The following is a 24365-nucleotide window of genomic DNA, read 5'->3' as shown; positions in this document are numbered from 1 at the left end:
GAAGGCCATCCTAGGGTAACTTACCGCAACGGTGCGCGCCGCAAGGCCATGCGCGCCAGAACAGACAGCACGAAAAGCCCCGCCGCCAAGCTCACGATGCTCGGCCCCGCCGGCGTGTCATAGGCCAGCGAAATCTGAAGCCCGCCCAGAACGGACACCGCACCGGATGCGGCCGCCAAGATCGCCATCCGCTCGGGCGTGGCCGCAAAGGGCCGGGCCGTGGCCGCCGGAATGATCAGCATCGCACCGATCAGCAAGACCCCCACCACCTTGATCGCCACCGCGACCACCAGCGCCAGCGCCACGGTCAGCACCAGTTCCTCGCGCCTGGGATTGATCCCCGCCGCATAGGCCAGATCAGGGTTCAGCGTTGCCGTCAGCAGGGCCTGCCACCGCCAGCCGACCAGGATCACAACCGTCACGGACCCGCCCCAGATCATCGCCAGATCCCCCCGCCCGACCGACAGGATATCACCAAAGAGATAGGCCATCAGGTCGATCCGAACCCCTTGCAGGAACGACACCGCGACCAGCCCGAAGGCCAGCGCCGAATGCGCCGCCACACCCAAAAGCGTATCCATCGCATAGCCGCGCCCCGACAGGGCCGTGACGCTGAGCGCCATGATCAGCGCCACGGCCAGCACGCCGGCAAAGATATTTATCGACAGCGCCAGCGACAGGGCCACGCCCAGGATCGCCGCATGTGCCGTAGCATCGCCGAAATAGGCCATCCGCCGCCACACCACGAAACACCCCAAAGGGGCCGCGGCCAGCGCCACGCCAAGCCCGGCCAGGGTGGCGCGGATCATGAAACTGTCAAGCAGGGTCATTGCGCGACCTCGTGATCATGGTCGTGACTATGGCTGTGTTCATGCCGATATAGCGCCAGCGCGCCGCCGGTCCCGGTGCCAAACAGAGCCCGGTATTCGGGGGCCGACGCGACTTGTTCGGGCGCGCCTTCACAGCAGATATGCCCATTCAGGCAGATCACCCGATCAGACGCCGCCATGACGACATGCAATTCATGGCTGACCATCAGCACCGCGCATCCCAGATGATCGCGCAATTTGGCGATGGTCTGATAAAACGCCGCCGATCCCGGTTGGTCCAACCCTTGCGTCGCCTCATCAAGGATCAGCAGTTCAGGGGCGTTCAGCACCGCGCGCGCCAGCAGCACACGCTGAAATTGCCCCCCCGACAGATCGGCCATCTGACGCGTTGCCAGGGCCCCGGCCCCGGCCTCGCTCAGGGCCGCGCCCGCCTGCGCCGCGCTCACCCGTTTTGGCAGGTCGAGAAACCGGCGCACGGTCAATGGCAGGGTCGGGTCGATATGCAGCTCTTGCGGCACGTAACCCAGCTGCAGCCCCGGTTTGCGCGTGATGGTCCCCGAGTCCGGCGAAAGCGCCCCGATGACGGCGCGCAGCATGGTCGATTTGCCCGACCCGTTGGGGCCGACAATGGTCACGATCTCGCCGGGTTCGATTGCAAAATCAACCTGATGCAGCACAATCTGCCCGCCAAGGCGCACGCAAAGCCCGCTAAGTTGCACAAGGCTCATTCTGCGCCCGCCTTCTGGCAATTGGGGCAGATGCCCCGGGCCTCGGTGACCAGGCGTTCAATCAAAAACCCGGCCTCTTCTGCTGCCCGGCCCAGATTGCCGCTGGCTGGTTCCACCAGCGCCTCGGCCACCGATGCGCAGACCCGGCAAATCAGGAACGCCGCCGAATGATCGGTGCCGGGATTGGTGCAGGCGATGAAGGCATTCAGTTGCTCGATCCGATGCGCAAATCCGTTCTTCACCAGAAAATCCAGCGCACGATAGGCCACCGGCGGCTGGCTGGCATGGCCCTCATCGCGCAGCCGGTCAAGGATTTCATAGGCCCCCAGGGCGCGATGTTCCTCCAGCAGTATTTCCAGCACCCGGCGGCGCACTGGTGTCAGCTGCAACCCCGCAATGCGGCACTGGTCTTCAACCTGCGCGATATTGCCCCGGCGACAGGCAGAATGGTCATGTTGTTCAAAGCCGATCGGATCCATGGCGCGGCCTTTGCCGTTTGAGTGTATTTCGACTTGCTATGTGATATCATCACATATATCAAGCCGCGCTGTTACATTATTGCGAGGAAAGCCGATGCTGCGCCCTGCCCTGATTGCCCTGTCATTGATTGTCGCGCCGATGGCCCGGGCCGAACCGCCGCGGGTCGCGGTCGATATCGCGCCGATCCACGGGCTTGTGGCGCAGGTCATGGGCGATCTTGGCGCGCCCGATCTGGTGATGACGCCCGGGGCCTCGCCGCATGATTACGCGCTGCGCCCATCCCAGGCGGCAGCACTTGAAGCCGCCGATCTGGTGATATGGATCGGCCCCGAGCTGACCCCATGGCTGGCGCGCAGCCTGGCAAACCTGGCCCCCGATGCGCAGGCAATTTCGCTGCTGGACGCGCCGCAAACCCTGAGCCTTGATGCCCGCGAGATGGCCATTTTTGCCACCCCAGAGCCGGATCAATCCGGTCACCGCACCCGCGACCCGCATGCCTGGCTGGACCCCGAAAACGCATATATCTGGGTCGGGCTGATCGCCGATGCGCTGGCAGATATCGACCCTGAAAACAGCGCCACCTACCGCGCCAACGCCGCCGCCGCCCTGACCGAAATCGCCGCCCTGCGGGCCGAGATCTCGGCCCGGATCGCCCCTGTTCGCGCCACGCCATTCATTGTGTTTCACGACGCCTACCAGTATTTCGAAACCCGGTTCGGCCTGAATTCCGTGGCGGCCATCGCGTTGACCGATGCCGCTGACCCCGGTGCCGCGCGGATCGAAGAGCTGCGCGCCATCATGGCCGCGCAGGATGTGGCATGTGTCTTTTCAGAGCCTCAGTTCAATGCCGGTCTGGTCGATACCGTGATGGCAGGGCGCGACGCCCGAACAACCGTGATCGACCCGATGGGCGTCGGTATTGCGCCCGGGCCGGAATTCTACCCGACTTTGCTGCGCAATGTCGCCGCGGCCTTTGTCGCGTGCCTGTCGGGCACTTGACCGCTTGTCGGGCATTTGGCCGCTTGTCGAAAAGGCTGGAGCGGGCGACGGGAATCGAACCCGTGTCTTCAGATTGGAAATCTGAGGTCTTACCATTACACAACGCCCGCGCGCGGTTTTCTTATGCCAAGCCGCATGGATGGTCAAGAAGTCCCAGACAATGCGACGGCAGGGCGGCAGATATCTGGGGTCGGCTCATCGGGCCGTCTCGATTTATCGACCATCCGAGACCGAAACGGGTTTGATCTGGTGATCCGGATGATCGGCCACGCCGGATTTGCGATGGCTATCTTGCGCTTGCGGTCCATCTTTGCGCGGGTCCTGCACCCATGGTGGCTTTTGGCATGTGTCCCGGTCCGGCCCCTGCCCGGCAGGGGCGCATCTTTTTCACCGCCCCTGGAATGATGCAGATCAATGAGGCCCGGAGCATTTTCACCTATCGTTCGGGCATGTTGCCCTGACATCGTGGTCTGGGCAGGTCTGTCAATCACACCGGAGACCCCAATGGCGAAGACCGCCCCCCGGCGCGGCACTGGAAAACCCGATCTGGCGCAGGTTCAATCATCGGCGAGGGTCACCGATCCACACCCGCACCAAAATCTTGATCGCGCATTGCGGGCGGCGGTTGCACGGTTGACCGGAGGCGTGTCGCCACATTCCGCAATAGCGGCCTGGAGTGACTGGGCCCTGCACCTGAGCCGCTCGCCCGGACGGCAATTGGAATTGGCTGAACGCGCCCAGAGCAATGCCCTGAAACTGCTCGAATTCTCGATGAGCGCTCAGAATCCCGAACCGAAGGCACCGCCTTTCGTTGCGCAAGACCATGATCACCGGTTTGCGGACAAGTCCTGGCAGAAACCGCCATTCAACCTGTGGCAGCAAAGCTTCCTTGCGGTTCAGGATTGGTGCGACGCCGCCACCGAAAACATGCGCGGCCTGCGCAAACAGGACGCCGACAGGACACGGTTCCAGGTTCGCCAGGCGCTTGACCTGATATCGCCATCCAATTTTCCCTGGATGAACCCCGAGATCATCGAAGAGACCCAAAAGCGTGGCGGCAGAAATCTGATCGAAGGTGCCCGGCACTTTTCACAGGACCTGTTCCAGACCCTGACGCAAAGCCGCAAGCCCGCCCCGCAGGGCTATCAGATTGGCAAAGACATCGCCTGCACGCCCGGGCAGGTGGTGTATCGCAATGACCTGTTTGAACTTATCCAGTATTCTCCGCAAACCGAAAAGGTTCACGCCGAACCGATCCTGCTGGTTCCGGCCTGGATCATGAAATACTATATTCTTGACCTTTCGCCGCATAATTCAATGGTGAATTACCTTGTGGGTCAGGGCTTTACCGTGTTCTTGATTTCGTGGTGCAACCCGACGGCCGATCAGGCCGAACTATCGCTCGAGGATTACAGGAAGACAGGCGTTTTAACCGCTCTGGATGCCATCAACGTGATCGTGCCGGGGGTCAGGATCCACGCCAACGGCTATTGCCTTGGCGGCACCCTGCTGGCGATAACGGCTGCAACCATGGCCCGCGATGGCGATGACAGGCTGGCCTCGATCACCCTGATGGCGGCACAGGTCGATTTCGCCGAAGCGGGCGAATTGCTGCTGTTTGTCGACGAAAGCCAGGTCGCCTTTGTCGAAGACATGATGTGGGATCAGGGCTATCTGGATCGCCCGCAAATGGCGCGGACCTTCGCCTCGATCCGGGCCGAGGATCTGATCTACACACGGGCCGTTAACCGGTATTTCCTTGGACGTGACGACCTGCCGACCGATATCGGCGTCTGGAACGGCGATACGACGCGGATGCCGGCCCGGATGCATTCGGAATATCTGAGATCTCTCTTTCTGGAAAACCGGCTTACAGCGGGGCGCTTTTCAGTCGAAGGAAAAGTGATTGCCCTCAAGGACATCGCCGCGCCCATGTTTGTGATCGGCACGGAAACCGATCATATCGCGCCGTGGCAATCCGTCTATAAGACCAAGCTCTTTACCGACTGCGACCTGACCTTCGCGCTGACCAAGGGCGGCCATAACGGCGGCATCATCAGCGAACCGGGGCACAAGGGCCGTCACTATCGGATCAGCCATCGCCCCGAGGGCGCTCTTTACGTCGGACCGGACGCCTGGCTGGCTCAGACCGCGACACAGCCCGGTTCCTGGTGGCCCGCCCTTTGCGAATGGCTGACATCTTGCAGCAGTGGAAAGGTCGAACTGCCACCAATGGGGGCTGCGGAAAAGGGGTTTGCGCCCATGGCGGCCGCCCCCGGCAGCTATATATATCAAACCTGACGGGCGGCAGTGCGATGCCGGATCGCCGATATAATCAGTCCGATCTGCCCCGAGACCAGCGGCACCAGGCTCATTCCGGAAATCAGCATCCAAGACGCGGCATCCGGCATGTGCAACTCAAGCGCGTCCGACGCCACGGGTATGAACAAAACCAGAAACAGCAGCCCCAAGCTCAGGGCGATGGCACCCCAGACAAATTTATTGCGGGTGATTTCATTGACGATCAGGCCCGATCTTGGATCGCGCATATTGAAGACATGCCACAGCTGCGCAAACGCAAGCGTCAGGAATGACACCGTGACCGCCTGCTGGATCGCAAGGTCGAGGAATTGTATCGCGATCACCAGCGCCCCCAGGGTTGCAGCCGTGATGCTCAGGCTGTGCAGCACAACCGCCACCCATATCGGGCGTGTCACAATGGGTTTGCCGGGGTCGCGGGGCGGATGTTGCAGGATTTTCGAACTGCCTTCGCCGGCAGCCAATGCAAAGGCCGGAAACACGTCCGTGACAAGGTTGAGGAACAGAATTTGCAAAGGCATCAGCGGCAGCGGCAGGCCCGAAAGGATCGCGAGGCCGACCACCAACACCTCGCTCAGATTGCATGACAGCAGATAGATGACAAATTTCTGGATATTTCTGAATATGATCCGTCCTTCACGGATTGCCGCGACGATCGAGCCAAACGCGTCATCGCGCAACACCATGGCAGCAGCTTCGCGCGCGACCTGCGTGCCGCGCAGGCCCATCGCAATACCGATATCGGCCTCCCGCAGGGCTGGCGCATCATTCACGCCATCCCCCGTCATCGCGACGATCTCGCCGTCATTCCGGTAGATCGAAATCAGGTCGAGTTTCTGGTCCGGGCTGACCCTGGCAAAAATATCCGCAGATTTGAGGGCGTCGATCTCGCTGCCCGACATTGCCGGCAATTGCGGCAAGCGCCTGCCTTCGATCACGACGGGATCGCCGTCGGCAAGTCCCACGGCGATCGCGATATTCCTTGCAGTCACCGCATGATCGCCTGTCATCATGATAACCCGAATTCCCGCTGATCTGCATTGTGCAATCGCTCTGTGCACATCGGGCCTGGGGGGATCGGACAAGCCGATCAGGCCCAGAAAGGTAAGCCCCGCATAATCGGCCGCCGCAACGTCACTGACCCGCCTTTTGGCAATTGCCAGAACACGCATACCCCGGGCGGCCATTTCATTCGTGCGCCTCTGCCAGATATCCGCCAGATCGCCGGACAGCTCTGCCACCGACCCGTCATTGCTGACAATTTCAGTGCAGGCATCCAACACGGCTTCGGGCGCGCCTTTGACCCACATCACATGATGACCCGCCGCCTGGTGAATCGTCGCCATCAGCTTGCTGGTCGAATCGAATGCAATCTCGCGCAGTTTCGGGAATTGCCGCGCATAATCGGATTTGTTTCTTGCCGCAGCCCTTCCTGCAATCAACAACGCCTGCTCCAGCGGGTCTCCTGTGTCGGGGTCGTCGCCCAGGCCAAGCTCGGCACTGTTGCACAGCACACTGGCCGTCAGGATCATGTCCAGACAGGGCAATTGCGCGGGGTTGACGGGTTCACCGGCCAAGGTGATGGCCGTATCCGACACCGAATAAACCGCCTCCGGGCAGTCTATTTCCTGCACGGTCATCTTGTTTTCGGTCAGGGTGCCGGTTTTGTCGGTGAAAATGATCGTCGTTGCCCCCAGCGTTTCAACCGCCGACAGACGCTCGATCAAGGCATTCTGTCTGGCCATGCGCCACATGCCGCGCGCCAGGGCCATCGTCGCGACCACAGGCAGGCCTTCGGGGATCGCGGCCACCGCCAATGCGATCGAGGCTTCGATCATCAAAACCACATCGCCGCCCTTGAGAATGCCCAGCACCCCCAGAACCGCGACCACGCCCAGCGTGAATTTGATCAATTGTCCGCTCAGCAGTTTCAACTGACGTTCAAGCGGTGAGCGTTCCGGCGCGGCCGCTTCGACAAGTTTGGATATCCGCCCCAGTTCGGACTGCATGCCCGTGGCCACAACCACCCCGACGCCACTGCCACGCGTCACGGCGGTCCCCTTGAACAACATGCAGGGCCGGTCCCCGATGGCGCAATCGGCATCAACGGCGGCGACAGTCTTGTCGACGGCAACGGATTCGCCCGTCAAAGCCGATTCGTCGGCAGACAGGTTTGAAGCCTCGACAAGACGAATATCTGCCGTAACCACATCCCCGCCCTCCAGAAGAACGATATCTCCGGGGACGATCTCGATTGCGGGCCGCATCACCGCGCGACCATCCCGCCTCAGCCGGGTCGCCTGACTGCCCAATGTGCGGAGCGCCTCCATCGACCGGGCCGCACGCCATTCCGTAACAAAGCCGATCAGCCCGTTGATCAGAAGGACCAGACAAACTGCAATGCTTTCTTTCCATTGCCCAAAGGCAAGTGCGATCGCAGCTGCCGCAGCCAGAAGCAGCACAACCGGGCTTTCGAACTGATGGATCATCAGGCGCAGCGCACTGGTCCGGTCCCGGAATTTCAGGGTATTGCGGCCGTATTCCAAAAGCCTCGCGGCAGCCTGGCGGTCAGACAGGCCGCTGGTTTGGGAGGTTTGCAGCAATGCGATCACACTGGCCGCACTTGCCGCATGCGGATTTGTGACGCCGGATTTGCGAACAGCCTGCTCCAACCCATCGGGTGGCATCACGCCCTGCGTCATGTCGTTTCTCGCCGGGAACGGGTTTTTGATGAGCATGTGCTGTTGTCCCTACCGAAACCGAAGACACCCCCCTTTGAGTTGGGCATTTCAGGGGCTCGAATTTTCCGCCCGGAGGCTTGCAGCCCGCTGCTGCCAAACATGGTGCCGATACGCCGCCATTTGACGCGATACCTGACCTTGTCTGCGCCAAAACCACCGTGAAGGAATTGATGCACGTCAAATCCGCCGCATAGGGTCAGGGCCCAATAGCCCGGATGAACGAATCCGCCCCAAGGTCAAACCGCCAATCACATGTTCGCCAGCCCAAGGGGCACCTGTCGCCAAAAGCGCGGATATATCCCTGCAGCGCCCGCCTCAATCTGCCCGATGATGACCTTGTGCTGACAAACCGGGAAATCGAACAGCTGCGACACATACCTGACATTAATTCCGCCCGGGATTGACTTTGATCAGCCGCCGTGGCGTCGGAATTGCGCCTTTGTCGCGCCGCACTGACCTGTGAAATCACGTATCAGGTAAAATAAATCAAACGGAGATCTTCTGATGACATTCCAACAGTTTATCAAATCCGAGAATGGCGCAGTGACCGTCGATTGGGTCGTGCTGACCGCCGCGATCGTGGGCCTGGGCCTGGCTGTCATGGCGGTCGTGTCCGGTGGCGTCGAGGATCTGTCGGGTGACACTGCGACAGAACTGGCCAGCGTCGAACCCGGCAGCATGTATGACTGGGCCTCCGGCGGCGCGTTGACGAATAGTGGCTGGGGCGATTTGGGAATTTTCTCGACCTCTCAATCCGCAACGGAAGCGGAATCCTATGCCGCGTCGGTATTGGCCGATAATGGCGGCGACTATCAGGCGGCCTATGACCAGCTTTATCAACAGGCGCTGGACATGACCTACGGGGATGGTGAATCCATCGACGATTTCGGCGCGTTCGAGGCGCTGGCCGCGGCAAATGGAGCCACGATCGATACCGGCAACAACCAGACCTATGCGGAACTGCACGCGACCTACAGCGCGAACGGCACTCTCTGAGCCTTGTGCCCGTTTCCCGCATATGACGGCCGATCTGCGACTGGATCGGCCGTCATTTGCCATCGGCCCAAGGCATTGTGCCCGGGAAATGTCGGCGCATGGATGCCGATGCTTTTGCGGCGCAGCAGGCCCGCGCAAAAGCCTCTGACCGGGGCCGGATCAGTGCCGGGTTGATGCGCGACCAAGCGCCCGAGGCTCTCTGACCGAGCGCTTGCCAAGGCCACGCCGCAATGTCACCACTGTGGCCTGCCCTTGCAACGCCCGAGCCCCGCCCATGTCCACCACTCCTTCTGCCCCGATGAACCCGGGCCGCGCCGCCCTGTGGATGATCGGGGCGATCGTGTCTTTCTCGGCCATGGCGGTGGCGGGGCGGGCGCTGGCGTCAAATCTCGATACGTTCGAGATGATGACATACCGGTCGATCATCGGGGTGGTGATCGTGGTCACCACCGCCGGGCTGACCGGTCGCCTGCACGAGATCACGACCCGCGACCTGGGCCATCACGCGATCCGCAACATTGCCCATTTCATCGGCCAGAACCTGTGGTTTTTCGCGCTGACCCTGATCCCGCTGGCGCAGGTCTTCGCGCTTGAATTCACCTCGCCGCTATGGCTGACGCTGCTGGCCCCGTTCTTTCTGGGCGAGCGCCTGACGCCGCTGAAACTGGTGGCGGTCGCGGCCGGGTTCCTGGGCATCCTGCTGGTGGCACAACCCGGCACCACGCCGCTGTCGATCGGCACGCTCGCCGCCGCCGCATCGGCCATTGCCTTTGCCTTTACCGGCATCTTCACCAAACAGCTGACGCGCCGGGCCTCGGTCACCTGCATCCTGTTCTACCTGACCGTGATGCAACTGGCCCTGGGGCTGATCACCGCCGGTATCGACGGCGATATCGCGCTGCCCGTCCTGGCCGACCTGCCCTGGATCCTGGTGATCGGGTTTGGCGGGCTGGCGGCGCATTTCTGCATCACCACGGCGCTGACCCTGGCCCCCGCCACCATCGTCCTGCCGATCGACTTTGGCCGCCTGCCGGTGATCGCGCTGATCGGGGTCTGGCTCTATGACGAGCCGATCAATCTGGCCGTGATTCTGGGCGCGCTGATGATTTTCGCCGCAAATTACCTGAATATTTCTTCCCAAACCCGCGACCGCCGCGCAGCCGGGCTGTAGCAAAAGAGCCACAATACGGGGGCCGCCTTGGGCACAAACCACCCCTGAAGCCACTTTACGCAAGGGAAGAATTGACCCCAATGGCTGATTTTTGTGACATCTATGGGAAGAGTTGGCCCAATGAGGCCTTGTGGAGGGACGAATTTGAAACACCTGATTTGGGCAACGACAGCCCTGATAGCCAGCACCGCACTGACACAGGCCGGTGGCATCGAACGCAACGCGCAAAGCGTCGGCATATTGTTTGAGGAAGGCACCTATGCCGAACTGGGCTTTGCCTGGTCCGATCCCGACGTTTCGGGCGACTGGAGCCTCCTGCCGGTAAGTTCGGGCGATATGGCCCCGTCCTATCTGGTCCCGTCGCTCAGCTACCGGATGGACCTGACCGATCAGCTGTCCTTTGCTTTCATCATGGGTGACCATGTCGGAGCTGACGCCAATTACCCGACCGGCACCGTGTATCCGGTGGCCGGCTCGACCGCGGAATTGAACGGCATGGCCTATACCGCGCTGCTCCGCTATGAATTCCGCTCCAATGTGTCGGTCTATGGCGGTCTGCGCATCAGCCAGTTGGATGGCGTGGTTTCCCTGCCCTGGTTTCCACCCGTCGGCTATACTGTTTCGGGTGATGCCGGAACCGAGCTTGGCTATGTCGTCGGTGCCGCCTATGAGCGCCCCGATATCGCGCTGCGCGTGTCGCTGACCTACAATTCGGCCATTGATCACACCTGGCAAGCAACGGAAACGCTTAACGGGGCCACCACCGCGACCACGTTCGAGACCACGATCCCGCAATCGCTGAACCTCGAATTTCAGTCCGGTGTGGCGGAAAACACGCTTGTTTTCGGCTCGATCCGTTGGGTCGACTGGTCCGAGTTCGACATCACCCCCCCCGTCTATACCGCTGCCACCGGCGGCGGATCGCTGGTGAATTATACCGATGACCGGATCACCTATACGCTTGGTGTCGGACGCCGCTTCAACGAGAACTGGGCCGGCGCGATCAGCGTGGTCCACGAACCTTCGGTGGGTGGCCAATCGGGCAATCTGGGCCCGACCGACGGGCGCAATGCCCTGGGCGTCGGCCTGACCTGGGAAAACGAGCAATTCGAGATCTCGGGCGGGGTGCAATATTCCTGGCTTGGCGACACTTTCACCGTGCCCGCCGTGGGGATCGGCACATTCTCCGACAATACGGCCATTTCGGCAGGCCTGCGGATCGGCATCCGTTTCTGATCCTTCCGCCTGACTTGAATTGGCCCCGTGCGACACCCCGCACGGGGCCTTTTTCGTTGCGCATTTCCGGATAGACCCCACCGCCCCTGCGCGGTATCCAAAGGCGTTCCCTGACCAGGAGGATAAAGGCAGCATGGGCCTGATCTACGAAACCGCCGGCGATTGGGCTGCTGCCCCCGAAAAACGGGTGCTGTTTTTCGGCATGTCGGGCCTGGGCAAGACCCATCTGGCAAATCTGCTGCGCGATCAGGGCAGCTGGTTCCATTACTCGGTCGATTACCGCATCGGCACCGCCTATATGGGCGATCACATCACCGATAACCTGAAGCGTCAGGCCATGCAGGTGCCGTTTCTGGCCGAGCTTCTGCGGTCGGATGCCATTTATATCGGATCCAACATTTCCTTCAACAATCTTGATCCGCTGTCGAGCTATCTGGGCAAACCCGGCGATCCCGACAAGGGCGGCCTGGCCTTTGCCGAATATATGCGCCGTCAGGATCTGCACCGCCGGGCCGAGATCAACGCGCTGCTGGATACGCCGCAATTCATCAAGCGGGCGCATGATCTCTATGGGTATGACAATTTCGTCTGCGATACCGGCGGGTCAATCTGCGAGGTCGTGGATCCCGCCGACCCGCGCGATGAGGTGCTGCGCACGCTTGGTGCCAACACGCTGATGGTCTGGATCGAAGGCAGCGAGGATCACACCGAGGAATTGATCCGACGGTTCGACAAATCCCCCAAGCCGATGTATTATCAGCCCCGGTTCATGCGAAAATTATGGGACGATTACAAGAATGAAAACAATCTTGTAGGAACTGACGTTAATCCTGATGCCTTCGTCCGATACGCCTATGGCCGTGCCTTGCGTCACCGCACGCCTCTCTATGATGCCATGGCGCGCAACTGGGGAATTTCGGTGCAAGCGGGCGATGTTGCCACCGTGCGCGACGCGGCCGATATCGATGCGCTGATCGCCTCGGCCCTGGCCGCCCGTCCCTCCTCTTCCTGATCCCGGACCGCTTTCATGCCCATCAAACTGCCCGCATCCCTGCCCGCCTATGAAGTCCTGTCCCGCGAGGGCATTCAGGTCATGGCCGAGGATGCCGCCGCGCGTCAGGATATTCGCCCGCTCAGGATCGGGTTGCTGAACCTGATGCCGAAAAAGATCCAGACCGAAAACCAGTTTGCCCGCCTGATCGCGGCCACCCCCCTGCAGATCGAGCTGAGCCTGATCCGGATGAGCGAACACCGCACCCGCAACACCGCCGCCGAACATATGGCCGAGTTCTACCGGCCCTTTTGCGAGGTGGCCGACTCGGGCGAGAAGCTCGACGGCCTGATCATCACCGGCGCGCCGATCGAGCACCTGCCCTTCGAGGAGGTGACCTATTGGGATGAACTGACCCGCGTCTTTGACTGGACGCAGACCCATGTGCATTCCACCTTTGGCGTCTGTTGGGGCGGCATGGCGATGATCAATTATTTTCACGGTGTCGCGAAACACATGTTGCAGGCCAAGGCCTTTGGCTGTTTCCGGCACCAGAATCTGGCCCCCGACAGCCCCTATCTGCGCGGATTTTCCGATGATTGCGTTATTCCCGTCAGCCGCTGGACAGAAATGCGCACCGATGAGATGCTGGCCGCAGATGGCCTGAAGATCCTGCTCGATTCATCCGATGTCGGCCCGGCGCTGGTTGAGGATCGGAGACATCGGGCGCTCTATATCTTCAACCATTTCGAGTATGACAGCAGCACCCTGAAACAGGAATATGACCGCGATATCGCGGAGGGAACGACGGTCAACGTGCCGATCAACTACTACCCCGGCGATGACCCCGCCAAACAACCGCAGAACCGTTGGCGCAGCCATGCGCATCTGCTGTATGGCAACTGGATCTCCGAGATTTATGGGACGACGCCCTATGACATGGCGCGGATCGGACAGGAGAAAACGGATCTGCGCGGCTAGGGGTGCAGGCTCTGGCCGGCCGGCCCTGCCGCGCCGGATTGCGCTGGACGCGCGCGCGGCCCATATTGAATCGCAAGAACAGCGCCAATGACATGAGGATTTCCATGGCCGATCTGCCCTTTGACGGCGCGATATCCGCATTTTTCAACGACGCGGCCCCAACGCATGTGCGCACGGCCATCGAGACGGCCAAGAAGGACCGCGTGCTGGATCCGTCCTTTCCCTATGGCAAGCGGATGGACCGCAAGGAATATGAGCGCGATCTGGCGGCGCTTCAGGTGGAACTGGTAAAATTCCAGGCCTGGGTCAAGGCGGGTGGCGCGCGGGTCGCGGTGGTGTTCGAGGGCCGCGATGCGGCAGGCAAGGGCGGCGCAATCAAACGGGTGCGCGAAAACCTGAACCCGCGGGTGGCTGGCGTGGTGGCGCTGTCGAAGCCCACCGACCGCGAGGCGCGGGAATGGTATTTCCAACGCTATATCCAGCATCTGCCTGCCGGCGGCGAGATCCGTCTGTTCGACCGGTCCTGGTATAATCGCGGCGTGGTCGAGCAGGTTTTCGGCTTTTGCGAGCCGGCACAGCGCGAAACCTTCTTCCGGCAATTGCCCGATTTCGAAAACATGCTGGTCGATGACGGCATCCATCTGGTGAAAATCTGGCTCAATGTCGGGCGCGCCGAACAGCTGCGCCGGTTTCTCGACCGGGAGGGCGATCCGCTCAAGCAATGGAAGCTGAGCTGGATTGATGTCGAGGGCCTGAAGAAATGGGACGCCTACAGTGCCGCAATCGGAGAAACGCTGACCCGCAGCCACAGCAAGCGGACCCCCTGGACGGTGATCCGGTCCGATGACAAACGCCGGGCGCGTCTGGCGGTGATCCGGCGCATCCTTGCCGGGCTTGACTATGCGGGCAAGGATCATCGGCTGGTGGGGCAGCCGGACCCAACCATCACCGGCGGCCCGGAAATCTGGACCGATGCGGGCCCGGATGTCTAAACGCGGCTATCACCACGGCAATCTGCGGCAGGCGCTGGTCGATGCGGCCCTGGTGCTGATCGAAGCGAAGGGCCCGACCGGGTTTACCCTGTCCGAGGCCGCCAAGACGGCGGGCGTGACGCCTGCGGCGGTCTATCGGCATTTCGAAGGCCGCGAAGATCTGATCGCCGAAGGCGCGCGACAGGGCCACGAAATCTTTGCCGATCTCATGGAATACGCGCTGGAAACCGGCGGCCCCACGGCGCTGGCCGCTTTTGAGGCCACCGGCCGCACCTATCTGGCCTTTGCCCGCAAATATCCCGGCCACTATATGGCGATGTTCGAAAGCGGCATCTCGGCCAATGCAAACCCCGCTCTGGCGGCGGCATCGGCGCGTTCCCGCGCCATCCTTGAACGCGCCGCCGAAGCCCTGTCGGAACATATTCCGCCCGACAAACGCCCGCCTGCGCGGATGTTTTCTGCCCATATCTGGGCGATGAGCCATGGCGTGGTAGAACTGTTCGCCCGCGGCAAGCCCGGCGGCAACGCCCCCTTCCCGCCCGAGGAATTGCTTGAGGCGGGGATCGGCATCTACCTGCGCGGGTTGGGGCTGATTGCGCCGGATCAGTGAGGATCGGACCACAGCCTCAAGCCGCGCATGCGAATGATGGGTCGGAATTTTGGATATTTGAAGCGCAAAGAAGGCCAGGCCGGGACTCAGGGCGGCGGCCGTTAACCTTAATATATGGGCTGTTAAGGTTAACGCGCACCCTTGATGGCCAGAATGATCCGCAGGCCTTCTTTGCGCTTCAAATATCCAAACCCTGCCCTCGCGGCCCGCGCCGCCGGGTGATATGACGCACCCGATCCGATCCAAACCGCCCGGAGGCACATTGCGATGACCTGGAAAACCCTCGATGACATGGACCTTGCCGGCAAGATCGTCCTGACCCGCGTTGACATCAACGTGCCGGTCAAGGATGGCGTGGTCACCGATGCCACCCGGATCAAGCGTATCGTGCCCACGATCACCGACATTCTGGCCAAAGGCGGCAAGCCGGTCCTGCTGGCCCATTTCGGCCGCCCAAAGGGCCAATATGTCCCTGAGTTGAGCCTGCGCGTGACCGTGCCCACCCTTGAGGAAAAAATGGGCCGGGCCGTCACTTTCGTTGAAAAGCCCGACCGGGCAATGCTGGAGGGTGCGGCAGCGGGCAGTATCATCCTGATCGAGAACACCCGTTTTTCCCCCATGGAGGAAGCCAACGACCCGAAAATGGCCAGGTTTCTGGCCTCTCTGGGCGATATCTACTGCAACGATGCTTTCTCGGCCGCGCATCGCGCCCATGCCTCGACCGAAGGCGTCGCGCGGTTGCTGCCCGCCTGCGCCGGGCGCCTGATGCAGGCCGAGTTGCAGGCGCTTGAGGCCGCGTTGGGCAACCCCGCGCGCCCCGTGGCCGCCGTGGTCGGCGGGGCCAAGGTGTCCTCCAAGCTCGACCTGCTGGGCAATCTGGTGGAAAAGGTCGATCACCTCATTATCGGCGGCGGCATGGCCAATACCTTTCTGGCAGCACAAGGTTTTGCGGTCGGCAGATCGCTGGCCGAACATGATCTGGCCGACACCGCGCGCGCGATCCTGGCCAAGGCCGCGACCACGGGTTGTGCCGTGCATCTGCCGGTCGATATCGTGGTTGCGCGCGAATTTGCCGCCCACGCGCCGCATCAGATCCTGGCCGCCGACCAGTGCCCCGAAGATGCCATGATCCTTGATGCAGGCCCAAAAACCGTGGCCGCACTTGCCGCCGTTTTTGCGAGTTGCAAGACGCTGATCTGGAACGGCCCGCTTGGCGCGTTCGAGCTTGAGCCTTTCAACGCAGCCACCAACGCGGCAGCCAGGATCGCGGCTGAACTGACCCAGGCCGGTGATCTGGTCTCGGTTGCAGGTGGCGGCGATACGGTCGCGGCGCTCAATCAGGCCGGCGTGGCCGATCAGTTCACCTATATCTCCACCGCGGGCGGGGCCTTTCTGGAATGGATGGAAGGCAAGACCCTGCCCGGCGTCGCGGCGCTGCAGGGTTGAGGCACTGTCCTTGCGCGCCCGATTGCACCGCCTATCCACGCCCTGTTAGCGTAACCAGAATTGCAGCCCGCCAAGTGCTGCAATATGACCGGGCCTGACCGGCAGGCGCGCCCTGCATCAAAAACCCGGGGGACACCCAGATGCCGAACCCAGACCAGACCGCCTGTATCCGCGCCGGACAGGGATTTATCGCAGCGCTTGACCAATCGGGCGGATCGACGCCCAAGGCGCTCAGGCTTTACGGGATCGAACCCGATGCCTACGCCACGGAATCCGAGATGTTCGACCTGATCCACGCCATGCGCGCCCGCATCGTCAATTCCCCGGCTTTTTCAGGCGACCGGGTGGTCGGCGCGATCTTGTTCGAGATGACCATGGACCGCCAGATCGGTGGCAAACCCGCCGCCGCCGCCCTGTGGGAAGACAAAGGCGTTGTCCCCTTTCTCAAGGTCGACAAGGGGCTGGAGGAGGCCCATGACGGCGTCAGGCTGATGAAACCGATGCCGGATCTTGATGCATTGCTGACCCGCGCCAAGGGACTGGGAATCTATGGCACCAAGATGCGCTCGGTCATCGACGCGGCCAACCAGGACGGCATCAATGCCATCGTGGATCAGCAATTCAAGATCGGCGCGCAGATCATCGACCATGGGCTGGTGCCGATTCTGGAACCCGAGGTGACCATTTCCATCGCTGACAAGGCCGAGGCCGAAACCCTGCTGCGCGACGCGCTCCTGGCCCGGCTGGATCAGCTGCCCGAAGACCAGATGGTGATGCTGAAGCTGACCCTGCCTGAGGTCGACAACCTGTATAAACCGCTGGTCGATCACCCCCGCGTGCTGAAGGTCGTGGCGCTGTCGGGTGGCTATGACCGTGACGAGGCCAATGCCCGCCTGGCGCGCCAGACCGGCGTGATCGCCAGTTTCAGCCGTGCTTTGACGCAAGGGTTATCGGCCGATCAGAGCGATGCCGAATTCAACGAGACCCTGGAGACGGCCATTGCCTCGATTGCGGCGGCCTCGGTCGCGGGCTGACAGCCCCCCGCGCCCGAGCATTGCTCTGGCGCGGGCGTTTTGGCTCAGGCCTCTGCGTCGGACCCGATATAGATCTGGAAAAAGGCCGGCTCACCCATCCGTTCGAGCAGCGCCAGCTGCTGATCCAGCCAGGCCCAATGGCCTTCCTCATCCAGCGCGATGGTTTCAAACAGGATCCGCGTGCCGATATCATTGGCCTCCGACGCCTCCCGCGCGGCCTGGGTATAAAATTCTATGGCATCGGCCTCATCCTTGCGGTCGGTCTCGAACATTTCGGCCAGCGTGTCGGAGCGCACCGGTTTCTTGGCGGGCACCACTTCGGGATTGCCGCCCAGAAACAGAATTCGGTCGATGAAATTGCCGGCATGGCCAAGCTCTTCGGTCATTTCCTCACGCATCTTGGCGGCCAGCTTGTCCAGCCCCCAATCGCTCAGCACATGGGCGTGCAGCAGATATTGCTGAACCGCCGACATCTCCATCGCCAGGCCTTGTTGCAGGGCGGCTATACTTGTCTGTTTTCCGGGCATGAATGCATCCTTTTCCATCTATTGCAGCGGGCTGTCGCAGCACCCGCAATGTTAACTTAGAATCAATCTAATATACCAGAGGCCGCATGCAACCCCACGGTCAGAAATGCCGCAGCTGCCTATCCGATCCGCTCCAGAATGGCGCTTGTATCCATCGCCGCCATGCTGCCCGCCACCTGCCCGCGCGGCGCGCCCAACCGGGTATCCGCATAGGCGGCGGCGATGGCATCAGGGGCCTGATCCAGCAGCACGGCAGCGCTCAGCAAACGGGCCAGGCTTTCGGCAAACCAGCGCGCCTCGGCCTCGGGCGGCGGGGCGGGCCAGCGGTCCCGATGCGCTGCCAATGCCGCGTCATAGGCGCGGCAGCCGCCGGTGGCCGCCTGCAATTCGGCGTCCAGAACCTCGCCGGCCAACGGGCTGCGCGCCAATGTGCGCAGGATATCAAGGCAGATCACATTGCCCGAGCCTTCCCAGATCGAATTCAACGGGGCCTCGCGATAGAGCATCGGCAGACCGCTTTCGACAACATATCCGGCCCCGCCAAGCACCTCCATCGCCTCATAGATCAGACCCGGGCAGAGCTTGTTATTGAGGAATTTCGCCAGCGCCACCGCGATACGGGCAAAGGCGCGGTCGGCCTCCGTGGCGCCATCAAAGGCGCGCGCCACCCGCAGCCCAAGCGCCGTCGCCCCTTCCCAATCCAGCGCCAGATCGGCCAGAACCGCCTGCATCAGCGGCGCATCGATCAGCCGGCGCTGAAACGCGCTGCGGTGGCGGACCCAATGATGCGCCTCTGCCAGCGCCGCCCGCATCAACCCGGCCGGGGCCAGCGCCGTATCCAGCCTTGTGTGATGCACCATATCCAGGATCAGGGCGATACCGCGCCCGGCCTCACCCAGCTGCAGGGCAAGAGCATCGTGATATTCGATCTCGGCCGAGGCATTGGCGCGGTTGCCCAGCTTGTCCTTCAGCCGCATCAGATGAATGGCATTGCGCTCACCCTCCAACCAGCGCGGCACCAGAAAACAGGTCAGCCCGCCAGGGGCCTGCGCCAGGGTCAGAAACCCGTCCGACATCGGGGCCGAGCAGAACCATTTATGCCCCGTCAGCCGCCAGCCGCCATCGCCTTGCCGGGCCAGGGTGGTGTTGGCGCGCAGATCGCTGCCGCCCTGTTTTTCCGTCATCGCCATGCCGATTGTGACGGCGCGTTTTTGGGCAATCGGCAAAGCTGCGGGCTCATATCCGGCCACCGTCAGCTTTGCCGCCCAATCGGCCAGGTCGGGCACCGCCCGGATCAAGGGCACGGCGGCGTAGGACATGGTCATCGGGCAACAGGTTCCCGGCTCGACCTGGCTGTGCAGATAGACCATCGCGGCATGGGTCACATGGGCCCCGCCGGTCCAGGGCTTGGCGGCATAGCCCGCGCCAAGACCAAGCCGCATCATGTGATGATATCCGGTGGGAAACGCGACCTCATCCAGCCGCCGCCCACCGCGGTCAAAGACCCGCAGTTCCGGCCCGACCCGCTCTGCCTCCTGCGCTGCGGCCTGGGTTTCCGCTGTGCCCAAAGCCGCCCCATATGCGGCCAGCGCGACCCGATCCGCCCCGATCGCATGGTCGCGCAATACCGGGTCATCGGCCCAAAGATCGCGCCCGCCGCGAAGTGGCGGCTGGTTGGTGACCGCGTGGGTCGGCAGGTCGGACCGGGCGTTGTTCATGGCGCATCATACCCCAGAAGCATGTCGCGCCAAATCGAATTCACCGGCCGATCAGGCGCGACGCGCTATAATCAAACCGAATGGGGGGATTCCCTTTTGCAGGATAATATGCGAGTCTGCCCGCAGTCGCCCATTCAACGAGGCGGCAGGATGGCAGATGCAGAAAAAGCGATCTTTGATCGGGCTCTTGGTGCCCATGGGGCTGCTCTTTGTCGGGGCCTATTTCACCTTTGCCGCCGTGCAGGGCGATTACGGTCTGTTTCGCCGCATTCAGATCGAGGCCGAGCGCGATATCTATCAGGCCGAGCTGGACGCGCTGACCGCGCAAACGGCGGAAATGACCCTGCTGACGCGGCGGCTGTCGGATGATTATCTGGACCTTGACCTGCTGGACCAGCAAGCCCGCGAACGGCTTGGCTACATGCGCGCCGATGAGGTCGTGCTGCCCTGACCCCTGTCATTCGACGTGATTTCGGCGCATTCTGACGCAACGGCAATTCTTTGCGTGATTTTTTGCACGCAATGCGATAGAGGGTAGTTCAACGTTAAACTATCTACCCAAAACGCAGGAGGGGCTCGCATGGCCGCACGCAAGGCATCTGCGAAAAGTGCCGCAAAACCAAACGTTTCCGCAGAAGAGCTGCTGAATTTTTACCGCGAAATGCTGCTGATCCGCAGATTCGAGGAAAAGGCCGGCCAGCTTTACGGAATGGGTCTGATTGGCGGTTTCTGCCATCTTTATATCGGTCAGGAGGCTGTCGTTGTCGGTCTTGAGGCCGCAACCAAAGAGGGCGACAAGCGCATCACCTCCTATCGCGATCACGGCCATATGCTGGCCTGCGGCATGGACCCCAAAGGCGTCATGGCCGAGCTGACGGGCCGCGAAGGCGGCTATTCCAAGGGCAAGGGCGGCTCGATGCACATGTTCTCGAAAGAGAAGCATTTCTATGGCGGCCACGGCATTGTCGGTGCCCAGGTGCCGCTTGGCGCAGGCCTGGCCTTTTCCGACAAATACAAGGGCAATGACAATGTCACCTTCACCTATTTCGGTGATGGCGCGGCCAATCAGGGCCAGGTCTACGAGACCTTCAACATGGCAGCACTTTGGCAATTGCCGGTGATTTTCGTCATTGAAAACAACCAATACGCCATGGGCACGGCGCAGGCGCGATCGACTTCCTCGGCCGATATCTACACCAGAGGCGCGGCCTTTGGCATTCCTGGCGAAACCGTCGATGGCATGGATGTGCTTGCGGTCAAAGCGGCCAGCGTGAAAGCCACCGCGCATTGCCGCGCCGGCAAGGGCCCCTACATTCTGGAATTGAAAACCTACCGCTATCGCGGCCATTCCATGTCGGATCCGGCAAAATACCGGACCCGCGAGGAAGTGCAGAAAATGCGCGAGGAACGCGACCCCATTGAACATGTCCGCACCATGCTGCTGGCCGGCAAACATGCCAGCGAGGACGACCTGAAGGCAATCGACAAGAAGATCAAGGGCATCGTCAACGATGCCGCCGAGTTCGCCAAGCAAAGCCCCGAGCCCGCGCTCGCGGAACTTTGGACCGATATTTACGCTGACGCCTGAGGGGAGACGACACTTATGGCAATCGAAATTCTCATGCCCGCCCTGTCCCCCACCATGGAGGAAGGCACATTGGCCAAATGGCTGGTGAAAGAAGGCGATACTGTCACCTCGGGCGACATTCTGGCCGAGATCGAAACCGACAAGGCCACGATGGAATTCGAGGCCGTCGATGAAGGCGTGATGGGCAAGATCCTGATCGCGGAAGGCAGCGAAGGCGTGAAGGTGAACACCGCCATCGCGATACTTCTGGAAGAGGGCGAAGATGCCTCTGCCGTGGCCGCGCCACAAGTCGAGGCACCGGCATCCGCCGCCGAAGCAGCCCCCGCCGCAACCCCTGCCCCCGCGCAGGTCGCAGCGCCGGTGCCGACGCTCAATGTCGAACCGGATTATCCGGCCGGCACCAAAATGAAGATCCAAACCGTGCGCGAAGCCTTGCGCGACGCCATGTCCGAGGAAATGCGCCGCAACGAAAATGTCTTTCTGATCGGCGAGGAAGTTGCCGAATATCAGGGTGCCTACAAGATCAGCCAGGGCATGCTGGATGAATTTGGCCCAAAGCGCATCATCGACACGCCGATCACCGAACACGGCTTTGCCGGTATCGCGGTCGGCGCGGCCTTTGGCGGGCTCAATCCCATCGTCGAGTTCATGACCTTCAACTTTGCCATGCAGGCGATTGACCAGATCATCAACTCAGCCGCCAAGACGCTTTACATGTCGGGCGGTCAGATGGGGGCACCGATGGTGTTTCGCGGGCCGAACGGGGCCGCCGCGCGGGTCGGCGCGCAACACAGCCATGATTATGCCGCCTGGTATGCCCAGGTGCCCGGTCTGAAAGTGGTGATGCCCTATTCGGCGGCCGATTACAAAGGCCTGATGAAAACCGCCATCCGCGACCCCAACCCGGTGATTTTCCTGGAAAACGAGATCCTCTATGGCCGCACCGGCGAGGTTCCGGTGCTGGAGGATTTCACCATTCCCTTCGGCAAGGCGCGGATCTGGCGGGAAGGTTCGGATGTGACCATCGTCAGCTTTGGCATCGGCATGCAATACGCGCTGGAGGCCGCCGACAGGCTGGCCGAAGACGGCATTTCAGCCGAGGTGATCGACCTGCGCACCCTGCGCCCGCTTGATTACGACACCGTGCTGGCCTCGGTAATGAAGACCAACCGCTGCGTCACGGTCGAGGAAGGCTTCCCCGTCGCCTCGATCGGCAACCACCTGTCTGCAACCATCATGGAACGCGCCTTCGATTATCTCGATGCGCCGGTGATCAACTGCACCGGCAAGGATGTGCCGATGCCTTACGCCGCCAATCTGGAGAAACTCGCGCTGGTGACAACGGAGGATGTCATCGGTGCCGTCAAACAGGTGACTTACAGATAAGCCATGGAAATTCTTGGAAAAGACAAGTTTGCCGAAGCCTGCCGCATGTCCGTTCAACTGGACGGAATCGCGGTGGTCGCGCTGGTATCGGATGCAATGCTCTCGGCCGAATTCGGGCGTGGCGCAAAGGTCAGCCACCGGCAAGCTTACGAATGGATTGCCGCCAATCAACATGACCTGACCGATGCGATCAGGGCGTTATTGGCCGGAAAGCCGCCGCGCGCAGCCTTCGGGGCCGTGGTGCTTGAACAGGAGACATAAAGAAGATGCCTATTGAAATTCTCATGCCCGCCCTGTCCCCGACAATGGAGGAGGGCACATTGGCAAAATGGCTGGTGAAGGAAGGCGATGAGGTCAGCTCGGGCGACCTTCTGGCCGAGATCGAGACCGACAAGGCCACGATGGAATTCGAGGCCGTCGATGAGGGCGTGATCGGCAAGATCCTGATCGCGGAAGGCACCGAAGGCGTGAAGGTGAACACCGCCATTGCGGTGCTGCTCGGCGAGGGCGAAAGCGCGGATGATATCGGCGCGGCCACCCCGTCTGCCGCTGCTGCCCCCGCCCCGGCGGACGCCGCTGCACCTGTTGCCCCGACACAAGCCGCGCCCCCTGCCCCGGCCGCCCCCGCTGGTGCCGATGGCAGCCGCATCTTTGCCTCGCCTCTGGCCCGCCGGATCGCGTCGCAAAAGGGTCTGGACCTCGCCCTGATCGCGGGCACCGGCCCGCGTGGCCGGATCGTCAAGGCCGATGTGGAAGCGGCAACTGCTGCCGCGCCCGCGCCCGCTCCCGCGCCCGCTGCGACCCCGGTGGCTGCCACCACCGCCATGCCCACCGGCCCCTCCACCGATATGGTTCTGAAAACCTACGCGGATCGCGAGTTTGAGGAGGTCAAACTGGACGGCATGCGCAAGATCATCGCCGCCCGCCTGACCGAGGCCAAGCAGACCATCCCGCATTTCTACCTGCGCCGCGATATCCGTCTGGATGCATTGCTGAAATTCCGCAGCCAGTTGAACAGGCAGCTTGAAGCGCGTGGCGTGAAACTGTCGGTGAATGATTTCATCATCAAGGCGGTCGCGGGCGCATTGCAAGCGGTGCCCGAATGTAACGCGGTCTGGGCGGGCGACAGGGTGCTGAGCCTCAAGGCCTCCGATGTGGCCGTGGCCGTCGCCATCAAAGGCGGGTTGTTCACCCCGGTGCTGCGCGATGCGGATATGAAATCGATCTCGGCGCTGTCGGCCGAGATGAAAGACCTTGCCGCGCGCGCCCGCGAGCGCAAGCTTGCGCCGCATGAATATCAGGGCGGATCCTTCGCCGTGTCAAACCTCGGCATGTTCGGCATCGACAATTTCGACGCCATCGTGAACCCGCCCCATGCCGGCATTCTGGCCGTCGGCGCGGGCGTCAAGAAACCCGTTGTCGGCGCGGATGGCGAATTGGCTGTCGCAACCGTGATGTCGGTCACCATGTCGGTCGATCACCGCGTCATCGACGGCGCGCTTGGCGCGAAGCTGCTGAATGCCATCGTGGACAATCTTGAAAACCCGATGACAATGCTGGCCTGACAGCCGGGCCCTGAAATACAAAAAAGG

Annotated in this window: 22 protein-coding genes and 1 tRNA gene; 16 read left to right on the top strand and 7 right to left on the bottom strand. The window is 61.8% G+C overall.

What is annotated here, in order from left to right; all coding sequences use genetic code 11:
- Positions 1-20 precede the first annotated feature (20 nt).
- The 3 genes from ACW8PS_RS09090 to ACW8PS_RS09080 are packed head-to-tail and all read right to left on the bottom strand — an operon-like array spanning position 21 to position 2037.
- The gene (locus ACW8PS_RS09090; RefSeq protein ID WP_491527050.1) at positions 21-830 is read right to left on the bottom strand and encodes a metal ABC transporter permease; all 810 of its coding nucleotides are present in this window, start codon (positions 828-830) and stop codon (positions 21-23) included.
- Positions 827-1558: an ATP-binding cassette domain-containing protein gene (locus ACW8PS_RS09085; protein WP_491527049.1), complete on the bottom strand. Its 732-nt coding sequence runs from the start codon at positions 1556-1558 to the stop codon at positions 827-829. Before ACW8PS_RS09085 ends, ACW8PS_RS09090 begins: the two co-directional genes overlap by 4 nt.
- Positions 1555-2037: a Fur family transcriptional regulator gene (locus ACW8PS_RS09080; protein ID WP_491527048.1), complete on the bottom strand. Its 483-nt coding sequence runs from the start codon at positions 2035-2037 to the stop codon at positions 1555-1557. Before ACW8PS_RS09080 ends, ACW8PS_RS09085 begins: the two co-directional genes overlap by 4 nt.
- Positions 2038-2131: 94 nt before the next feature.
- Between ACW8PS_RS09080 and ACW8PS_RS09075 the strand changes: the two genes are divergently transcribed.
- Positions 2132-3037, top strand: coding sequence for a zinc ABC transporter substrate-binding protein (locus ACW8PS_RS09075; protein WP_491527047.1), 906 nt, complete (start codon positions 2132-2134; stop codon positions 3035-3037).
- A 36-nt stretch (positions 3038-3073) separates the two neighbouring features.
- Here the strand turns inward: ACW8PS_RS09075 and ACW8PS_RS09070 are convergent.
- Positions 3074-3147 (bottom strand) — tRNA-Gly (locus ACW8PS_RS09070).
- 394 nt (positions 3148-3541) lie between these two features.
- On the opposite strand from ACW8PS_RS09070, the gene ACW8PS_RS09065 reads away from it, so the two are divergent.
- Positions 3542-5338, top strand: a complete 1797-nt coding sequence (locus ACW8PS_RS09065) for a PHA/PHB synthase family protein (protein WP_491527046.1) — start codon at positions 3542-3544, stop codon at positions 5336-5338.
- On the opposite strand, the gene ACW8PS_RS09060 is transcribed toward ACW8PS_RS09065, so the two are convergent.
- Complete coding sequence (locus tag ACW8PS_RS09060; protein ID WP_491527045.1) at positions 5329-8094, bottom strand: cation-translocating P-type ATPase; 2766 nt, start codon at positions 8092-8094, stop codon at positions 5329-5331. The two genes, ACW8PS_RS09065 and ACW8PS_RS09060, sit on opposite strands and share 10 nt — an antisense overlap.
- 507 nt (positions 8095-8601) lie before the next feature.
- Here ACW8PS_RS09060 and ACW8PS_RS09055 point away from each other — a divergent pair.
- The 9 genes from ACW8PS_RS09055 to ACW8PS_RS09015 all read left to right on the top strand — a co-directional run bounded on the left by ACW8PS_RS09055 (position 8602) and on the right by ACW8PS_RS09015 (position 17554).
- The gene (locus ACW8PS_RS09055) at positions 8602-9093 is read left to right on the top strand and encodes a hypothetical protein (protein ID WP_491527044.1); all 492 of its coding nucleotides are present in this window, start codon (positions 8602-8604) and stop codon (positions 9091-9093) included.
- 274 nt (positions 9094-9367) lie between these two features.
- The gene (locus tag ACW8PS_RS09050) at positions 9368-10264 is read left to right on the top strand and encodes a DMT family transporter (protein WP_491527043.1); all 897 of its coding nucleotides are present in this window, start codon (positions 9368-9370) and stop codon (positions 10262-10264) included.
- 144 nt (positions 10265-10408) lie between these two features.
- Positions 10409-11500 (top strand): OmpP1/FadL family transporter, encoded by a 1092-nt coding sequence (locus ACW8PS_RS09045; RefSeq protein ID WP_491527042.1) that lies wholly within the window; start codon positions 10409-10411, stop codon positions 11498-11500.
- Positions 11501-11639: 139 nt separating this feature from the next.
- Positions 11640-12512, top strand: coding sequence for an ATPase (locus ACW8PS_RS09040; RefSeq protein ID WP_491527071.1), 873 nt, complete (start codon positions 11640-11642; stop codon positions 12510-12512).
- A gap of 15 nt (positions 12513-12527) precedes the next feature.
- Complete coding sequence (locus ACW8PS_RS09035) at positions 12528-13472, top strand: homoserine O-succinyltransferase (protein ID WP_491527041.1); 945 nt, start codon at positions 12528-12530, stop codon at positions 13470-13472.
- A 104-nt stretch (positions 13473-13576) separates the two neighbouring features.
- Complete coding sequence (ppk2, locus tag ACW8PS_RS09030; RefSeq protein ID WP_491527040.1) at positions 13577-14464, top strand: polyphosphate kinase 2; 888 nt, start codon at positions 13577-13579, stop codon at positions 14462-14464.
- Positions 14457-15074: a TetR/AcrR family transcriptional regulator gene (locus ACW8PS_RS09025; RefSeq protein WP_491527039.1), complete on the top strand. Its 618-nt coding sequence runs from the start codon at positions 14457-14459 to the stop codon at positions 15072-15074. The genes ppk2 and ACW8PS_RS09025 overlap by 8 nt, the downstream gene beginning before the upstream one ends.
- A gap of 267 nt (positions 15075-15341) precedes the next feature.
- Positions 15342-16520 (top strand): phosphoglycerate kinase, encoded by a 1179-nt coding sequence (locus tag ACW8PS_RS09020; RefSeq protein ID WP_491527038.1) that lies wholly within the window; start codon positions 15342-15344, stop codon positions 16518-16520.
- Between the two features lie 140 nt (positions 16521-16660).
- Positions 16661-17554 (top strand): fructose bisphosphate aldolase, encoded by an 894-nt coding sequence (locus tag ACW8PS_RS09015; RefSeq protein WP_491527037.1) that lies wholly within the window; start codon positions 16661-16663, stop codon positions 17552-17554.
- Positions 17555-17598: 44 nt separating this feature from the next.
- On the opposite strand, the gene ACW8PS_RS09010 is transcribed toward ACW8PS_RS09015, so the two are convergent.
- Both ACW8PS_RS09010 and ACW8PS_RS09005 read right to left on the bottom strand, forming a co-directional pair.
- The gene (locus ACW8PS_RS09010) at positions 17599-18081 is read right to left on the bottom strand and encodes a bacterioferritin (protein WP_491527036.1); all 483 of its coding nucleotides are present in this window, start codon (positions 18079-18081) and stop codon (positions 17599-17601) included.
- A 119-nt stretch (positions 18082-18200) separates the two neighbouring features.
- Complete coding sequence (locus tag ACW8PS_RS09005; protein WP_491527035.1) at positions 18201-19799, bottom strand: acyl-CoA dehydrogenase family protein; 1599 nt, start codon at positions 19797-19799, stop codon at positions 18201-18203.
- Positions 19800-19956: 157 nt separating this feature from the next.
- Between ACW8PS_RS09005 and ACW8PS_RS09000 the strand changes: the two genes are divergently transcribed.
- The 5 genes from ACW8PS_RS09000 (at position 19957) to ACW8PS_RS08980 (ending at position 24338) form a co-directional block, all read left to right on the top strand.
- Positions 19957-20250: an FtsB family cell division protein gene (locus tag ACW8PS_RS09000; protein WP_491527034.1), complete on the top strand. Its 294-nt coding sequence runs from the start codon at positions 19957-19959 to the stop codon at positions 20248-20250.
- A gap of 129 nt (positions 20251-20379) precedes the next feature.
- Positions 20380-21387 (top strand): pyruvate dehydrogenase (acetyl-transferring) E1 component subunit alpha, encoded by a 1008-nt coding sequence (gene pdhA, locus ACW8PS_RS08995; protein WP_491527033.1) that lies wholly within the window; start codon positions 20380-20382, stop codon positions 21385-21387.
- 15 nt (positions 21388-21402) lie between these two features.
- Entirely contained in the window at positions 21403-22773 is a 1371-nt protein-coding gene (locus ACW8PS_RS08990; RefSeq protein ID WP_491527032.1) for a pyruvate dehydrogenase complex E1 component subunit beta, read from the top strand.
- 3 nt (positions 22774-22776) lie between these two features.
- Complete coding sequence (locus tag ACW8PS_RS08985) at positions 22777-23034, top strand: hypothetical protein (RefSeq protein WP_491527031.1); 258 nt, start codon at positions 22777-22779, stop codon at positions 23032-23034.
- A gap of 5 nt (positions 23035-23039) precedes the next feature.
- A complete protein-coding gene (locus ACW8PS_RS08980) occupies positions 23040-24338 on the top strand; it encodes a pyruvate dehydrogenase complex dihydrolipoamide acetyltransferase (protein ID WP_491527030.1) in 1299 nt (432 codons plus the stop codon).
- Positions 24339-24365 lie beyond the last annotated feature (27 nt).

Source organism: Alterinioella sp., from assembly GCF_058343375.1.
Note: the sequence above shows the minus strand (reverse complement) of the source record. Positions and strands in the feature narration are given on the sequence as shown.

What these genes read in the sequence shown, in the direction of transcription:
- pdhA (WP_491527033.1), top strand. Translation starts at nt 20,380, where the DNA reads ATGGCCGCACGCAAGGCATCTGCGAAAAGTGCCGCAAAACCAAACGTT.
- ACW8PS_RS09005 (WP_491527035.1), bottom strand. Translation starts at nt 19,799, where the DNA reads ATGAACAACGCCCGGTCCGACCTGCCGACCCACGCGGTCACCAACCAG.
- ACW8PS_RS09015 (WP_491527037.1), top strand. Translation starts at nt 16,661, where the DNA reads ATGCCGAACCCAGACCAGACCGCCTGTATCCGCGCCGGACAGGGATTT.
- ACW8PS_RS08990 (WP_491527032.1), top strand. Translation starts at nt 21,403, where the DNA reads ATGGCAATCGAAATTCTCATGCCCGCCCTGTCCCCCACCATGGAGGAA.
- ppk2 (WP_491527040.1), top strand. Translation starts at nt 13,577, where the DNA reads ATGGCCGATCTGCCCTTTGACGGCGCGATATCCGCATTTTTCAACGAC.
- ACW8PS_RS09010 (WP_491527036.1), bottom strand. Translation starts at nt 18,081, where the DNA reads ATGCCCGGAAAACAGACAAGTATAGCCGCCCTGCAACAAGGCCTGGCG.
- ACW8PS_RS09025 (WP_491527039.1), top strand. Translation starts at nt 14,457, where the DNA reads ATGTCTAAACGCGGCTATCACCACGGCAATCTGCGGCAGGCGCTGGTC.
- ACW8PS_RS09080 (WP_491527048.1), bottom strand. Translation starts at nt 2,037, where the DNA reads ATGGATCCGATCGGCTTTGAACAACATGACCATTCTGCCTGTCGCCGG.
- ACW8PS_RS09085 (WP_491527049.1), bottom strand. Translation starts at nt 1,558, where the DNA reads ATGAGCCTTGTGCAACTTAGCGGGCTTTGCGTGCGCCTTGGCGGGCAG.
- ACW8PS_RS09000 (WP_491527034.1), top strand. Translation starts at nt 19,957, where the DNA reads ATGCAGAAAAAGCGATCTTTGATCGGGCTCTTGGTGCCCATGGGGCTG.
- ACW8PS_RS08980 (WP_491527030.1), top strand. Translation starts at nt 23,040, where the DNA reads ATGCCTATTGAAATTCTCATGCCCGCCCTGTCCCCGACAATGGAGGAG.
- ACW8PS_RS09050 (WP_491527043.1), top strand. Translation starts at nt 9,368, where the DNA reads ATGTCCACCACTCCTTCTGCCCCGATGAACCCGGGCCGCGCCGCCCTG.
- ACW8PS_RS09035 (WP_491527041.1), top strand. Translation starts at nt 12,528, where the DNA reads ATGCCCATCAAACTGCCCGCATCCCTGCCCGCCTATGAAGTCCTGTCC.
- ACW8PS_RS09020 (WP_491527038.1), top strand. Translation starts at nt 15,342, where the DNA reads ATGACCTGGAAAACCCTCGATGACATGGACCTTGCCGGCAAGATCGTC.
- ACW8PS_RS08985 (WP_491527031.1), top strand. Translation starts at nt 22,777, where the DNA reads ATGGAAATTCTTGGAAAAGACAAGTTTGCCGAAGCCTGCCGCATGTCC.
- ACW8PS_RS09065 (WP_491527046.1), top strand. Translation starts at nt 3,542, where the DNA reads ATGGCGAAGACCGCCCCCCGGCGCGGCACTGGAAAACCCGATCTGGCG.
- ACW8PS_RS09060 (WP_491527045.1), bottom strand. Translation starts at nt 8,094, where the DNA reads ATGCTCATCAAAAACCCGTTCCCGGCGAGAAACGACATGACGCAGGGC.
- ACW8PS_RS09055 (WP_491527044.1), top strand. Translation starts at nt 8,602, where the DNA reads ATGACATTCCAACAGTTTATCAAATCCGAGAATGGCGCAGTGACCGTC.
- ACW8PS_RS09090 (WP_491527050.1), bottom strand. Translation starts at nt 830, where the DNA reads ATGACCCTGCTTGACAGTTTCATGATCCGCGCCACCCTGGCCGGGCTT.
- ACW8PS_RS09075 (WP_491527047.1), top strand. Translation starts at nt 2,132, where the DNA reads ATGCTGCGCCCTGCCCTGATTGCCCTGTCATTGATTGTCGCGCCGATG.